The sequence below is a fragment of the Thermococcus eurythermalis genome, from assembly GCF_000769655.1.
In the GTDB taxonomy this organism is placed as follows: Archaea; Methanobacteriota_B; Thermococci; order Thermococcales; family Thermococcaceae; genus Thermococcus; species Thermococcus eurythermalis.
The window spans coordinates 292,641-305,478 of the sequence record NZ_CP008887.1; the positions used below are offsets into that span (position 1 = coordinate 292,641).

Below are 12,838 nucleotides of genomic sequence, written 5' to 3' on the forward strand. Positions count from 1 at the left end.
GGAACGGCTTCCTCATCACTTCGGTAGCTACCCTGTTGCCATCATCGGTCGTTTCTTCCTATCTTTTCGGCCTTATAAAGCTACTCCCTCGTGCTCTCGCCGGTCATAACGGCGCTCGCCACGATGTGTGCAAGCCTGAGGGGCTCGGGGATTAAGCCCGTCCTCGTCGTTACCCTGACGACCTCAAACGCGGTCTCGGGCTCCAGCCCGACGGCCTGGACGTAGAGCTTTCCTGGGATCATCTCAAGGAGCGGCGGGGCCTTTCTGAGAAGTTCGGCCCGCCCCTCCCAGTCGGGGAAGTGTTTCCTCAGCGCGAGCTCCATCACCTTCAGGTCTGGCCTCTTCCTTACGACGACAATAACCGGCAGGCCCGTCTCGCGGTGGAGGGCCTCAAGGTCGACCACGTTGAAGCCGCCGTAGGTAATCCCCTTGAGGAGAATCACCCTCAAGTCCTTGAAGCGGGAATTGACAACGGCATCGATAAGCTTCTCCGTGGCATCGGTGCCGTCAACGGTTATCCACCTCGATACCGCACCAACGACTTCCCTAGAGCCCTTCATGACGACGCCAAAGAGGATTGTCTTCTCCCTTTCGAGCTTGGAAGAAAAGGAGAAGGTCCCGTCGTCAAACCCAACGACGCGGATTTCGGGTTTAACCTTCCTAATCATCCAAACAGCACCTTCGCCATCCACTCTGAGTACTCCCTGTTGAGCTTGTCGAGGTCAATTCTGGCTATTATGGGAACAGTATAGGGGTGGAGCTCCTTCAGAGCCTCCCTGAGGTCTTTCCACTTGCTGACCTCGGTCTTGAGAATTACGCCGATTTCCCGGCCCTCCTCGATTTTCCCTTCCCACCAGTACATGGCCTCGTGCTCCCTCATGTTGGCGCAGACTACCAGCTTCCTCTCAAGGAGCTCCCTGACGACTTTCCTAGCGCTCTCCCAGTCAGGGAAGGTCGTGTAAACGAATATCGCCTCCATCGGACATCCCTTATATAATGGGCCAATAAAGCTTAAATTCATTGTGGGAGAAATTGAAACGGGATGGTGTATGGGCAAGGTCAGGGCTCACCTAAGGATATACGGAAGAGTCCAGGGAGTGGGATTCCGCTGGAGCATGCAGAGGGAAGCGAGGAAGCTCGGAGTGGCTGGCTGGGTAAGGAACCTGCCGGACGGCAGCGTCGAAGCAGTCATAGAAGGCGATGAAGAAAGGGTCGAGGCACTGATAGGCTGGGCCCACCAGGGGCCGCCCCTAGCGAGGGTAACGAGGGTGGAGGTAAAGTGGGAAGAACCGGAGGGCCTTGAGGGCTTCAAGGTCGTTGGGTAGTCGCCTCAAGGAGAACTCTCTTCGGGCAGTACTTGACCTCACAGTAGTTGCACACCAGCTTTTCCTTCTCCCTCTCAGGCGTGTGGAGTATGAACTTCTGGAACCCGCGGATGTCCTTTATCTTTGCGAACGTTTCGACTGGGAGGGTGCCGTCTATGACGATGAATATCTTGCTCGTTCCCTCCCGCAGGTTTCTGCTGAAGACCTCCATGACGCGGACGTTGTTCTCGGCGAGAATCCGCATTACCTCGGCAAAGGCCCTCTCGTAGCCCCCCTTATCCACGTCAATCTCAAGCACTTCCCAGCCCATTAAAGGCGCGACGTCTATGAGGCCCGGAAGAGGGTTCAGGCGCTCGAAAATGAGCTTGAGGGAGTAAGTCTTCTCGATGTATTCTATGGTGTGGTAGATTATCTTCCTGTTCACCCCTATTGCCCTCGCGAGCTCGCTTATTGGAACCTCCACGTTCCTGATGTAAATTTTACCGTTACGCACGCTCAGGCCGTTCTCAAACAGGAACTCGGCAACCTTTCTTCTGGCAGGATAGTTCTTGAAGTAAGCCTCGAGTATGAGCATCATCTTTGTCCACCTCTTACTCATATGTGGGTAGGAATGGATATTTAAACTTTTTTCTGGAGACAAAGGTTAATAACGCAAATACCCTAATGCCCACACAATTCGAGAGCTGAGGGAGGTGAGAAAGATGTTTGACGTCATCGGGATGGGCAACCTCAACTACGACATAATTTTCCTCCTTGACCGCTTCCCCGAGTTCCATGAGAAGGTCGTCTCAAAGGAGGCACACTTCGGCCTCGGAGGTGCCGCCGGGAACACGATAAGCTGGCTCGCGACGTTCGGACTGAAGACCGGATTCATCGGCGCCGTTGGAAGGGACGAGATTGGCGAGGCCCACCTGAGGTACTTCGAAAAGCTAGGCGTTGACACGTCCGGCATAGACGTTGTTGACGTCCCGTCAGGAGTGGCTGTGGCCATGGTTCACGGGGACGACAAGAGGATTATCAAGCACCCCGGCGCCAACGCACTCAGGAAGTTCAAGCCGGACTACGCGAGAAAGGCGAAGCTCCTGCACCTCTCGTCCAACCCGCCGGAGCTCATAGAGGAAGCCGTCCGCTTCGCGAACGCCAACGGAATCCTGATTTCGGTGGACATCGGAGAGGCGACTCTGCCGAGAGAAGTTGAGGGGATGATAGACCACCTCCTGATGAACGAAGACGAGTACAGGAGGAAGTACGGCTCCCTCGACACTTCCCTCAGCAACGCAAAGAACCTCATAATAACCCTCAATGGGGGAGGAGCACTCGTCCGTGAAGGGGACGAGACCTACGAAGTCCGCGGACTGAGCGCAAGGGTCGTTGACAGCACGGGGGCGGGAGACTCCTTCGACGCGGGAGTGATTTACGGGGTTCTCCAGGGATGGTCTCTCAGAGACGCCGCCAAGCTCGGCATGCTCCTGGCCTATCTGACCGTCCAGAAGGTCGGCGCGAGGAGTGCAATAATACCGCTCGAAGAGGTCATCAAAATGTCAAAAGAGCTGAACCTCGATTTGCCATGGTAACAATGGCCCTCCACCGTTGGAAAACCTTAAAAATTCGGGCTTCAAAAAAGGTTAGAGAGGCTAAAGAGCGGAGGTGAGCCCTTTGGAAATAGTGATTGACAACTTCAAGCCAAAGATAACAAGGCCATTCAAGAGAAAAAACGAGTACTGGGTCAAGCTCATCCTTCCTGATGGAGAGGAGTACATAATGAAGTTCAAGAGCCCCCTTGAGGCAGAGGACGCGATATACGGCATGCTCGACGACCTTCAGGTCTACGGAGGAAAGGTCAAGCTCAAGCTCCGCGAGGGGAACGTCATCGAGGACATCGAGGTTATCGAGCTCTACAAGCCGTCCGCAAAGGAACTCCTCAACGAGTACTTCAACGACTGACGTCCTTTTCTGTTCATTATCGTTGTCATTTTGACAGGAAACTTATATATAGCCCCACGCCCAATATTTATATTGGAGTCTATCCGTTTAGGTGTCTTAGGCACCACGATCAAATACGTGGAGGTCGTCCCAGTGGCAAGACGGAAGGACAAGGAGCTCATCGAGATTGCAATGGACATCGGTGGAGAAGAGGCCGTTGAGGTAGTTAAGGCCCTCGAAAAAATGAAGGAAGCCACCGACGAGGAGCTGGCCGAGAAAACGGGCATAAGGGTCAACACTGTGAGAAGAATACTCTACCAGCTCAACGATCAGGGGCTGGCCGACTTCAAGAGAATCCGCGACCCGGAGACGGGGTGGTATTACTACTACTGGCGCCTTGAGACCAAGAGGCTGCCCGAAGTAATAAGGGCCAAGAAAATGGCCGAACTGAAGAAGCTCAAGGAGATGCTCGAAGAGGAGACCAGCGAGATTTACTACTGGTGCGGTGAGGAGGGGCACCCGAGGCTCACCTTCGACGAGGCCATGGAGTACGAGTTCCAGTGCCCGATATGCGGTAAGATGCTCATGCAGTACGACAACAGCCGAATTGTCGAAGAGCTCAAGAAGCGTATAGAAGAGCTTGAAATTGAACTGGGCCTCAGGAAGAAGCCCAGGCAGAAGAAGAGTTAAAATAAGGGGGAATGGCTCCCTTTAATGAACTTCGGGGATGGTGAAGATGGAAGAAGTGGTTATTCTTGAGAAGGTTTACGGGGACAGGAGCGGTTTTGACAAGCTCAACAGGAAGCTCCGCCCCCTTTTGGCGGACCTGGAAGTCGAGTGGAAGCTCTCGGCAACGACCAAGAACTGGGTGAAGGTAAGCCTCTCCGGCGAGGACGAAGAGGTAAGCGCCAACCTCGTCAGAGAGGAGTTCGGCGAGGTTCCCTACAGCCTCAAGAACGTTGAAGTTGGGAAGACCTACAGGGGGCGCTTCATAGACCTCGGTAAGGTCGGGTACGGCACCTACGTCGATATAGGGATTTTCAAGCCCAGGCCAAAGGACGCGCTAATTCCCCTTTACTACCTCAAGAAGACCTTCAGGGACAAGCCGGTAAGGCAGATGATACGCGAGTTCGGCTGGATTGACAACCTCCCGGTAGAGGTGGAAGTCACTGACATCGAGTTTGGGGCGAGGGAAGTCGAGCTCGCCTTCAGCGAAGCCCAGCTGAGGAAGATTAAGGAGTGGCTGAGCGACGGCCACGACAAGCTCTTCATAGCGGGAACCATAAGCGAGAAGGTCGAAGAGGCGCTTATCAAAACCGGTCACGGAAGGGACGTCAAGAGGATGGAAGAGCTCGGGCTCATGGAGACCCTTCTCGTCCTAAAGAAGGGCACCCAGGCACCGGGCATCATCAAGGAAATCGGCCCCCACCTCAAGGGAGCCGTTTTCGGGGCAATCAAGTTTGAATGACCGAGTGAACGAGCCTGACTGCGAGCACTGAAATGAGAACCAGGACGTAGGGGAATAACCCCTCAACGAAAGGTGCCATCAGAAAGAACGCAAGCGTCGAGAGCGTTATGAACGCAGTCGGGCCCTTCCACCTTATTTTTCTAAAACTTGCCGCCAGGGCGTAGAGCAAAACTACAAGGCTTAAGAAAGACTGCGATACTATGCCCTCAAAGAAACCCACGTTGAACTGAAAGCTCGTCCAACTTGCCAACCAGTCGGAGCCGTAAACTCTAACCAGAGCTCCAAAGCCAGCCCACGTCAGGACAAGGTAGAGATAGTTCATGGACTTTCTTCCGGGGTACGTGAGGGCGAGAAACAGGGGAAACAGCAGGGCGTAGGGGTTCACGAGGGACGCGACGAGCGTGGCGAACGAAAGCACCAGTACCTGAACAGTTCTTCCCATGCCAGGGGTAACTGGCAGGTTCATTGCCAGGGCAAGGGCGAGGAGCATCAGTACGACGCCCGGGAGGACTGAGCCGAGGGCACAGACCTCGGAGCGGAAGACCGGCGAAGATAGGGCCAGCCCAAGGGCGACAAAGCCGAGTCCCCTCTCATGTCTGGGCGCAACATAAAAGAACAGTCCTGCCATTGAGAGGAGGAGAAGCCAGTGAACCAGCCAGAGGTTCTCGTCAACCGGAGGGATGACGGAAAGAATGCCTCCCACCAATGTAGCCAGTGGAGAAGACGACGCTCCACCGGATGAAACGGTCAGTGCCTCAAAGAGGAAATTCACTGAGTTTTCAGAGAGAGAAGGTTCATTGGAGACAAAGAACCACGAAAGTACCAAAGAAGCCGCAAGGATAAAGAACCTGGGGGAGTAGTCCCTGCCCTTTCTGAGACTGAGCACCACGAGAATGATTATAGCCAGCGCCAGCACTGCAAAGACGGTTAATGCCTCCTTAGTAGGGGCCCAGATTTCGGAGAAAGCCTCGTGCGTCAGGTAGATGTTGTCCTCGGCCCCGGTTATAAAAACGGTGTCGTTAACGACAACCACCATCGGGGAAAGGGAGAAGCTTTCAGGGAGACCCGTCAGGTTCCAAAGCAGTCTCATCTCGGGGTTCTCGTAGACGTTACCAACGAGAACTGTTGTGCCGTTTCCGTGCTCCAAGACCTCACCGAGCTTTGCATCAACGTAGCGCGCCCAGCCCCTCGCCCATGCGTCCTCTCCGGGAACAACTTGATAGGTTGTGTTGGACTGCAAAAACTCTTCAAAACTGGCCTTATCAGGATAATAACTAACCCCGCCGGCAGAAACGGGCGGCAAGAGGAGCAGGAGAAGCAAAAGCACGGCCGAAACCTTTCTCATTCTCCCCCCTCTGTTATAAGTGGAGACAGGGGTTAAAAGCTTAACGTAGCCTGGTCCAGCGCGGCCCCATCGCAACGGCTCCCGCCGGCCTGAGCCGCGCCGGGGAAAAATGAGTAAAAGGAGTTAAAAATCACTCGGTTTTCTGCTCCTCTCCCTCCCCCTTGAGCTCCTCAAGCTTCTTCACGAGCTCATCGGCTATCTCCATGAAGGCCTTCGCCGCAGGGGTGTCGCCGTAGAGGACTATCGGCATGCCGGCGTCGCTGGCTTCCCTGGCCTTGAGGTCTATCGGGACATCACCGAGGAAATCAACCCCCTCCTTCTCGGCCAGCTTCCTGCCTCCGCCCTTGCCGAAGAGGTCAATCTCGTTGCCGCAGTGCGGACAGATGAGGTAGCTCATGTTTTCAACGACGGCTATGTAGGGCACTTCCATCTTCTTCATCATGTTGACGGCCTTGCCGGTGTCGAGGAGGGCAACTTCCTGTGGGGTAGTGACTATAACCGCCGCGTCGAGCTGGACGTTCTGGACGACCGTGAGGATTTCATCGCCCGTTCCGGGCGGGAAGTCGATTATCATGAAGTCGAGCTCACCCCACTTCACGTCGCCGAGGAGCTGTTTGATGGCCTTGGTAACGAGGGCCCCACGCCAGATTATCGGCTGGTCTTCGGGGACGAGGAAGCCCATGCTCATGACTTTGATCGGGGTCGTCTGGCCGAGGAAGTCGTTCATGGGGGGAATCATCTCGAAGTGCCCGTCCTCCATGCGCTCGGCCAGGACATCGGCCTTGTCAACGCCGAGCATCTTCGCCACGTTCGGCCCGTGTATGTCCGCGTCGAGGAGGCCAACGTAGTAGCCCTTCTTGGCGAGGGCCGTGGCAAGGTTAACCGCAACGGTGCTCTTTCCAACGCCACCCTTACCGCTGAGGACGGCTATCCTGTACTTCCACTTCTTCTGCTTCTCCTTAATCCTCTCGGTGAGCGGGTCAGTGCCCAGACCACCCACGTTAAGTGTCGGAGCCTTGATCGTCATTTACATCACCGGAGAGAATAGTTCGGGCAACTTAAAAACCTTTGTCCCAAAATCCGGCAGAATTGCTCAAATATGGGTAGAAAAGAGGGGAAAGGTTCACTCCTCCGGCTTCGGGAGGGTGACATCGACGCCGAGGACTTTCCACATGGCCTTTATCTGCTCGCGGAGCTCGTCGATGGCTTCAGGCTTCTTGAAGAGGTGCTTGAACCTGCCCTGGAGCTTGAGGTACTCCTCTATGGGCTTCTTAAACTCGATGGCAACTACTTTACCTCCCTCGCGCTTGACCTTGGCGCCTCCTCCGGGCGGCTGTATCTTGATGTTGTGGAAGTCGCCGTTCTCAATCTCGAAGAGCGGCCAGACACCGGTCTCGATGGCGAGGCGGGCTATCTCAACGCCCTTCTCAAGCGGGCTCTTCCAGCCGGTCGGGCAGGTGCAGTGAACCTGGACGAAGGCCGGGCCGTCCACCTTGGCGGCCTTCTTCATCTTCCTGACGAAGTCGAACGGGTTTCCAATGCTGGCGGTGGCGACGTAGGGCACCTGGTGGGCTGCAGCTATAAGCGCGACCCACTTCTTGGGCTTGTCCTCACCGATGGAGTACTTGCCGGGCGGGCTGGTGGTCGTCCAGGCTCCATAGGGGGTCGAGCTCGACCTCTGGATTCCGGTGTTCATGTAGGCCTCGTTGTCGTACATGAGGTAGACCACGTTGTGCCAGCGCTCGAGCATACCGCTGAGGGCCTGCATACCGATGTCGGCGGTACCACCGTCTCCACCGATGGCCAGTATCTTGCCCTTCCTTCCGAGCTTCTTCCAAGCGGCTTCGACACCACTGGCGGCGGCGGCCGCGTTCTCGAAGGCAACGTGCACCCATGGGACTTTCCAGGCAGTGTACGGGAAGACGGCACTAACGACCTCCATACATCCGGTGGCCTGGGCTATGGCGAAGGCGTTCGGGTCGCCGTACTTCTCCTCCATGGCCTCGCTGAAGGCCTTTGTGGCGAGCTTAAGAGCGATGGCACAGCCACAGCCGGCACACGCAGCGTGGCCCGGTGCCCAGTACTCGCGAGTGGTAATGGGGGGCTTCCTAACGGCCATTTTCCTCACCTCACAGGATCTCCTTCCTAAGTCCTATCCAGTTGACCTCATCAAACTCCTCTCCAGCGAGGGCCTTCTGGGCGATCGCGAGGGCCTCGTCGAGGTCCTTGAAGGTGACGTCCCTTCCACCGAGACCGAGGATGAAGTCGACGATCTTCGGCTTCTCCTCCTGGTTGATGAGGGCCCTGCTGAAGTCCTGGAAGAGTGCTCCACCGACGCTGAAGGTGACGTTCTTCTCAAGGAGCGCGAGAACCTTGGCCTTCTTGGCGAGCTCCCTGACCTCCTCGGTCGGGAACGGGCGGTAAACGGTGAGCTTCGCGGCACCGACCTTGAGGCCCTTCTCCCTGAGGTGGTCAACATACTCCTTGACGGTTCCGGCGAGGGAGCCCATGGTGACGAAGATTATCTCCGCGTCGTCGGTCCTGTACTCCTCAACCTTCTGGTACTTTCTACCAAAGCGCTTCTCGAACTCGGCGAAGACCTCGTCGATGACCTTCTTGGCGTTCTCGTTGGCCTGCCAGACGGTGTAGCGGGCCTCCATGTAGTGGGCCGGGAAGGCGAGCGTACCCTGGGTGATCGGCCTGGCCGGGTCGAGGTAGGCGTGCTTCGGCTCGTACTCGCCGAGGAACTCGTCAACGAGCTCCTGGTCAGGTATCTCGACGGGCTCGACGGTGTGTGTGAGAATGAACGCGTCGAAGCCGACCATCGCCGGGAGGAGGACACGCTCGTCCTCGGCGACCTTGAAGGCCATCAGGATGAGGTCTAAAGCTTCTTGATTGTTCTCGGCGTAGAACTGGAGCCAGCCGGTGTCGCGCTCGCTGATGGTGTCCTGCCAGTCGTTCCAGATGTTGATCGGAGCGCTTAAAGCCCTGTTTCCAACGGCGATGACTATCGGAAGGCGCATTCCCGCTGCTATGAAGAGGATTTCATGCATCAGGGCGAGACCCTGGGAAGCGGTCGCGGTGAAAGTCCTGACGCCCGCGGCGGAGGCACCGACACAAGCGGAGATAGCGGAGTGCTCGCTCTCGACCTTGATGAACTCGGCGTCGAGCTCGCCGTTGGCGACGAACTCGCTGATCTTCTCGGGGACGAGGGTTGACGGGGTAATGGGGAACGCGGCTATAACCTTCGGCTTGGCAAGCTTCGCGGCCCAAGCGGCGGCTTCATTTGCCTTCATAACGGTTCTAATCGGCATTTTTCACCACCTCACTTGCTCTCCCTAACCATAACTATGGCATCAACAGGGCACTCGTTCGCACAAATACCACAGCCCTTACAGTAGTCGTAGTCAAAGACCGGGTAGCCCTCCTCGTCAAGGTAGATTGCAGGCTCAGGGCAGTAGATGTAGCAGAGGTAGCACCTGGTGCACTTGTCCCTGTTGAACTCGGGCATGAAGACTCTCCAGCTTCCGGTCTTGTTGATTACGCTACTGCCCGGGATGTAAGCAATTGCTCCCGGTGTCATCTTTTCGCTATACTCCTTCTGAACCCGCTCAATGTCGGCCTTAAACGGACTCTCAGCCATATGTATCACCTCGGGTGAGTTATCAGCGGGAAACTTAAACCTTATGGAAAAGGAAAGGTCAGCCGAAGACCTCGGCAAGCTTCTTGAGCTTCTCCCACTCGCGGAGCACCCAGCTCTGGAGGTTCTCGATGTCCTCCTTTGTCATGTACTTGAACCTGCCCTGGAGCTTGAGGAACTCCTCGATGGGCTTGGGCTCCTTCTTCGGGCTGGGCATGTTTATCTTGTACTTGCCGTTCTCGTACTCGAAGAGCGGGAAGTATGCGGTCTGAACGGCGAGCCTCGCGAGCTCGATGCTCTTGTCGGTCGGGGCGCGCCAGCCGGTCGGGCACGGGGCAAAGAGCTGGATAAAGCTCGGGCCCTCAATCTCCCTGGCCTTCTTGAGCTTTCTTATAAAGTCCTCGGGATAAGCCACGCTAGCGGTCGCCGCATATGGAATGTTGTGGGCTATGACGATGTCGATGACCTTCTTCTTGTGCCTCTTCTCAAGGAAGTGCTTCTTTCCGCCCGGAGTGTTGGTGGTCCACGCACCGTAGGGGGTTGAACTTGACCTCTGGATTCCGGTGTTCATGTAAGCCTCATTGTCGTACATTATGTAGACCGCGTCGTGGCCCCTCTCAAGGAAGCCCGAAAGCGCCTGGAGACCGATGTCGGCGGTACCACCGTCGCCGGCCCAGCCGACGACCATGACTCCGTCCTCGCCCTTGACCTTGATTCCCCTCGCCTTCAGGGCGGCCTCTATACCGCCAAGGACGGCACCGGTCGTCTCGAACGCGGTGTGGAAGAGGTTCGCATCAAGGGCGGTGTAGGGCCAGGGGCCGGCTATGATGGTCGAACAGCAAGCCGGGATGGTGAAGATGGTCTTCCTCCCGTAGGCCTTGAGGACGTAACGGAGGCCCAGGGCGGCACCACAGCCCTGGCAGGCGGTGTGACCAGCGTAAAAGTGCTCCTCAGCGGGAATGCTCAACCTCTTCTTAACGTTCTCAGGAATCTCCATCGTTCTCACCTCTTAAGGTGGTACCAGTCAACCTCCACATCAAGCTCGCCCTTCTCGATTATGGCCTTCATGTTCTCTGCAATCTTCTTGACGTCCGGCACTGTGAAGTCCCTGCCTCCGAGACCGACGATGTAGTTCTTCATTATCGGCCTCGCCGAGGTGTTGTAGAGCGCTCCCTTGGCCTCGTTGAAGAGTATGCCCTCCTGGCCGAAGGAGAAGTTCCTGTCGAGAACCGCTATTCCCTTAACGCTCTCGGCTATCTCCTTGAGCTCTTCCTTCGGGAACGGGCGGAACCATCTAACTTTCGCGTAGCCGACCTTGTAGCCCTCCTTCCTGAGGAGCTCGACGGCCTCCTTGACGGTTCCCATGAGGGAGCCCATACCCATGAAGACGAAGTCGGCATCGTCAACGTAGCCCTTCTCAATCATATCGCTGTAGTCCCTGCCGAAGCGCTCGCCGAACTCCTTACCGACGTCCTTGATGACCTTCTTGGCGTCTTCCATGGCCTTGGCTATCTTGTAGCGGAACTCGTAGTAGTCAGCCGGAGTTCCAAGGGCACCGACTGAAAATGGCCTGCTGAAGTCGGCCAGGTCGTAGAGCGGCTTCCTCGGCGGGAGGAACTCGTCAACGAGCTCCTGCGGAATCATCTCGACGACGTCGTAGGTGTGGCTCAGGATGAAGGCGCTCTCAACGACCATAGCCGGAAGGTTGACGGTTTCGGCTATCTTAAAGGCCATCAGGACGCCGTCGTAGACCTCCTGGTTGTTCTCGGCGTAGAACTGCATCCAGCCAGTATCACGCTGGGCCAGGCTGTCGGTCTGGTCGTCCCAAACGCTCCACGGCGGAGCCATGGCACGGTTAACGTCAACCATAACTATCGGCAGTCTCGCACCGCTCGCCCAGTGGAGCATCTCGTGCATGAGGGCAAGGCCCTGGGCGGAAGTAGCCGTGAAGGCCCTCGCACCGGCCGCGGAAGCGCCTATGCACGCGGCCATGGCGGAGTGCTCGCTCTCGACGGGGACGTACTGGAGGTTCTCAACCTCACCGTTGGCTATGAACTCGGCAACCTTCTCAATGATGCTGGTCTGGGGGGTTATCGGGTAAGCGGCAACTACCTGGACGCGGGCGTGCTTGACGGCGTAAGCGGCCGCGTAGTTACCACTCACAACCTTCCTAATAGGCTTGTACTCGGCCATATCACTTCTCCTCCTTCTCCATTGTTATGGCCTTGGTCGGGCACTCGTTCGCACAAATACCACAGCCCTTACAGTAGTCGTAGTCAATCGCCACGTAGCCGTCTTCCTTGATGTATATCGCCGGCTCTGGGCAGAACTTCCAGCAGATGTAGCACTTGACACACTTGTCTTCATTAACAACCGGTATGAAAGTTCTCCAGTCGCCCGTGAAGTTTACCAGGGTAGTCCCCAGGGTTATCGGCGCCTCCGGGTACTGCTCAACAGACGTGAAAGTGAGCTTCTCGGCCCGCGCCTTCTTTTCTCCAAACAAAGTGTTCAACTTCACCACCACCCGCCTCTTTAAGGAAGGGAAGAGAAGATCAGAGCTCGTAGACAACGGTCTTGTTGAATGCCTCTTCGGCGGCCTTGGCGTTCTTCTCGCCGAGGGCTCCCGAGAAGGTCTCCTTGATGGCCTCCTTGACGTAGTCGAGCTCGACTATGCCGGTGGCCTTGGCGACGGCGCCGAGGATAGCGGTGTTGGTGATCGGGAGGCCGAGCACGTCAAGGGCGATGGTGGTAGCATCTACGAGGGCCAGCTTGGCCGGCTTCTTCTTGAGCTTCTCAAGGACCTCCTCCTTGCTCTTCTCGGTGTTGACGATGACTATTCCGTCGTCCTTGAGACCGGCGGTAACGTCGACGGTGTCGAGAAGGCTCGGGTCGAGGACGACAACGATGTCGGGCTCGTAAATCTGGGTCTTAATCCTTATCGGCTTGTCGTCAATCCTGGTGAAAGCCGTAACCGGCGCTCCACGCCTCTCAACACCGAAGAAGGGGAACGCCTGGACGTACTTGCCTGCCTTGAAGGCTGCTGAGGCTAAAATGTTGGCGGCCGTAACGGCACCCTGTCCACCCCTACCGTGAAAACGTATCTCAATCATCTTCCCTGCCTCCTTGAGGTTTTTCAC

General features: G+C 56.5%; 17 protein-coding genes. 5 read left to right on the forward strand and 12 right to left on the reverse strand.

The annotated features are described in order from the left end of the window. Positions 1-80 precede the first annotated feature (80 nt). Together TEU_RS01580 and cutA are read right to left on the reverse strand one after the other, a co-directional pair. Positions 81-668, reverse strand: coding sequence for an endonuclease dU (locus TEU_RS01580; RefSeq protein ID WP_050002118.1), 588 nt, complete (start codon positions 666-668; stop codon positions 81-83). After that, positions 665-979 carry a divalent-cation tolerance protein CutA gene (cutA, locus tag TEU_RS01585; protein WP_050002119.1) on the reverse strand — a complete coding sequence of 105 codons (315 nt, stop codon included), beginning with the start codon at positions 977-979 and terminating at the stop codon, positions 665-667. The genes TEU_RS01580 and cutA overlap by 4 nt, the downstream gene beginning before the upstream one ends. Before the next feature lie 70 nt (positions 980-1,049). Between cutA and TEU_RS01590 the strand changes: the two genes are divergently transcribed. Beyond that, positions 1,050-1,325 (forward strand): acylphosphatase, encoded by a 276-nt coding sequence (locus tag TEU_RS01590; protein ID WP_050002120.1) that lies wholly within the window; start codon positions 1,050-1,052, stop codon positions 1,323-1,325. Here TEU_RS01590 and TEU_RS01595 read toward each other — a convergent pair. Next, complete coding sequence (locus TEU_RS01595; protein ID WP_050002121.1) at positions 1,309-1,902, reverse strand: regulator of amino acid metabolism, contains ACT domain protein; 594 nt, start codon at positions 1,900-1,902, stop codon at positions 1,309-1,311. The genes TEU_RS01590 and TEU_RS01595 overlap by 17 nt on opposite strands. A 124-nt stretch (positions 1,903-2,026) precedes the next feature. Here TEU_RS01595 and TEU_RS01600 point away from each other — a divergent pair, with 124 nt between their 5' ends. The 4 genes from TEU_RS01600 (at position 2,027) to TEU_RS01615 (ending at position 4,716) form a co-directional block, all read left to right on the forward strand. After that, a complete protein-coding gene (locus TEU_RS01600) occupies positions 2,027-2,899 on the forward strand; it encodes an ADP-dependent ribose-1-phosphate kinase (protein WP_050002122.1) in 873 nt (290 codons plus the stop codon). Between the two features lie 82 nt (positions 2,900-2,981). Next, complete coding sequence (locus TEU_RS01605) at positions 2,982-3,269, forward strand: hypothetical protein (protein ID WP_050002123.1); 288 nt, start codon at positions 2,982-2,984, stop codon at positions 3,267-3,269. A 132-nt stretch (positions 3,270-3,401) separates the two neighbouring features. Continuing rightward, the gene (gene tfe / locus TEU_RS01610) at positions 3,402-3,938 is read left to right on the forward strand and encodes a transcription factor E (RefSeq protein WP_050002124.1); all 537 of its coding nucleotides are present in this window, start codon (positions 3,402-3,404) and stop codon (positions 3,936-3,938) included. Positions 3,939-3,984: 46 nt separating this feature from the next. Beyond that, the gene (locus TEU_RS01615; protein ID WP_050002125.1) at positions 3,985-4,716 is read left to right on the forward strand and encodes a DUF2110 family protein; all 732 of its coding nucleotides are present in this window, start codon (positions 3,985-3,987) and stop codon (positions 4,714-4,716) included. On the opposite strand, the gene TEU_RS01620 is transcribed toward TEU_RS01615, so the two are convergent. The 9 genes from TEU_RS01620 to TEU_RS01660 all read right to left on the reverse strand — a co-directional run bounded on the left by TEU_RS01620 (position 4,703) and on the right by TEU_RS01660 (position 12,811). Beyond that, positions 4,703-6,061, reverse strand: coding sequence for a hypothetical protein (locus TEU_RS01620; RefSeq protein WP_050002126.1), 1,359 nt, complete (start codon positions 6,059-6,061; stop codon positions 4,703-4,705). The genes TEU_RS01615 and TEU_RS01620 overlap by 14 nt on opposite strands. Positions 6,062-6,191: 130 nt before the next feature. Further along, positions 6,192-7,088, reverse strand: a complete 897-nt coding sequence (locus TEU_RS01625; RefSeq protein ID WP_050002127.1) for an Mrp/NBP35 family ATP-binding protein — start codon at positions 7,086-7,088, stop codon at positions 6,192-6,194. Between the two features lie 96 nt (positions 7,089-7,184). Further along, positions 7,185-8,180 (reverse strand): pyruvate synthase subunit PorB, encoded by a 996-nt coding sequence (gene porB / locus TEU_RS01630; protein ID WP_050002128.1) that lies wholly within the window; start codon positions 8,178-8,180, stop codon positions 7,185-7,187. Positions 8,181-8,190: 10 nt separating this feature from the next. Then, positions 8,191-9,375: a pyruvate synthase subunit PorA gene (gene porA / locus TEU_RS01635; protein ID WP_050002129.1), complete on the reverse strand. Its 1,185-nt coding sequence runs from the start codon at positions 9,373-9,375 to the stop codon at positions 8,191-8,193. Positions 9,376-9,386: 11 nt separating this feature from the next. Then, positions 9,387-9,704 (reverse strand): pyruvate synthase subunit PorD, encoded by a 318-nt coding sequence (porD, locus tag TEU_RS01640; protein WP_050002130.1) that lies wholly within the window; start codon positions 9,702-9,704, stop codon positions 9,387-9,389. A gap of 58 nt (positions 9,705-9,762) precedes the next feature. After that, positions 9,763-10,698, reverse strand: coding sequence for a 3-methyl-2-oxobutanoate dehydrogenase subunit beta (locus TEU_RS01645; RefSeq protein ID WP_050002131.1), 936 nt, complete (start codon positions 10,696-10,698; stop codon positions 9,763-9,765). A gap of 5 nt (positions 10,699-10,703) precedes the next feature. Further along, complete coding sequence (gene porA, locus TEU_RS01650; RefSeq protein WP_050002132.1) at positions 10,704-11,894, reverse strand: pyruvate ferredoxin oxidoreductase; 1,191 nt, start codon at positions 11,892-11,894, stop codon at positions 10,704-10,706. Position 11,895: 1 nt separating this feature from the next. Further along, positions 11,896-12,213 (reverse strand): 3-methyl-2-oxobutanoate dehydrogenase subunit delta, encoded by a 318-nt coding sequence (locus TEU_RS01655; RefSeq protein ID WP_050002133.1) that lies wholly within the window; start codon positions 12,211-12,213, stop codon positions 11,896-11,898. A gap of 40 nt (positions 12,214-12,253) precedes the next feature. Next, complete coding sequence (locus TEU_RS01660; RefSeq protein WP_050002134.1) at positions 12,254-12,811, reverse strand: pyruvate/ketoisovalerate ferredoxin oxidoreductase subunit gamma; 558 nt, start codon at positions 12,809-12,811, stop codon at positions 12,254-12,256. Between the last annotated feature and the right edge of the window lie 27 nt (positions 12,812-12,838).

What these genes read in the sequence shown, in the direction of transcription:
- TEU_RS01660 (WP_050002134.1), bottom strand. Translation starts at nt 12,811, where the DNA reads ATGATTGAGATACGTTTTCACGGTAGGGGTGGACAGGGTGCCGTTACG.
- porA (WP_050002129.1), bottom strand. Translation starts at nt 9,375, where the DNA reads ATGCCGATTAGAACCGTTATGAAGGCAAATGAAGCCGCCGCTTGGGCC.
- TEU_RS01590 (WP_050002120.1), top strand. Translation starts at nt 1,050, where the DNA reads ATGGGCAAGGTCAGGGCTCACCTAAGGATATACGGAAGAGTCCAGGGA.
- TEU_RS01615 (WP_050002125.1), top strand. Translation starts at nt 3,985, where the DNA reads ATGGAAGAAGTGGTTATTCTTGAGAAGGTTTACGGGGACAGGAGCGGT.
- porD (WP_050002130.1), bottom strand. Translation starts at nt 9,704, where the DNA reads ATGGCTGAGAGTCCGTTTAAGGCCGACATTGAGCGGGTTCAGAAGGAG.
- TEU_RS01595 (WP_050002121.1), bottom strand. Translation starts at nt 1,902, where the DNA reads ATGATGCTCATACTCGAGGCTTACTTCAAGAACTATCCTGCCAGAAGA.
- cutA (WP_050002119.1), bottom strand. Translation starts at nt 979, where the DNA reads ATGGAGGCGATATTCGTTTACACGACCTTCCCTGACTGGGAGAGCGCT.
- TEU_RS01645 (WP_050002131.1), bottom strand. Translation starts at nt 10,698, where the DNA reads ATGGAGATTCCTGAGAACGTTAAGAAGAGGTTGAGCATTCCCGCTGAG.
- TEU_RS01580 (WP_050002118.1), bottom strand. Translation starts at nt 668, where the DNA reads ATGATTAGGAAGGTTAAACCCGAAATCCGCGTCGTTGGGTTTGACGAC.
- porB (WP_050002128.1), bottom strand. Translation starts at nt 8,180, where the DNA reads ATGGCCGTTAGGAAGCCCCCCATTACCACTCGCGAGTACTGGGCACCG.
- TEU_RS01600 (WP_050002122.1), top strand. Translation starts at nt 2,027, where the DNA reads ATGTTTGACGTCATCGGGATGGGCAACCTCAACTACGACATAATTTTC.
- porA (WP_050002132.1), bottom strand. Translation starts at nt 11,894, where the DNA reads ATGGCCGAGTACAAGCCTATTAGGAAGGTTGTGAGTGGTAACTACGCG.
- TEU_RS01620 (WP_050002126.1), bottom strand. Translation starts at nt 6,061, where the DNA reads ATGAGAAAGGTTTCGGCCGTGCTTTTGCTTCTCCTGCTCCTCTTGCCG.
- TEU_RS01625 (WP_050002127.1), bottom strand. Translation starts at nt 7,088, where the DNA reads ATGACGATCAAGGCTCCGACACTTAACGTGGGTGGTCTGGGCACTGAC.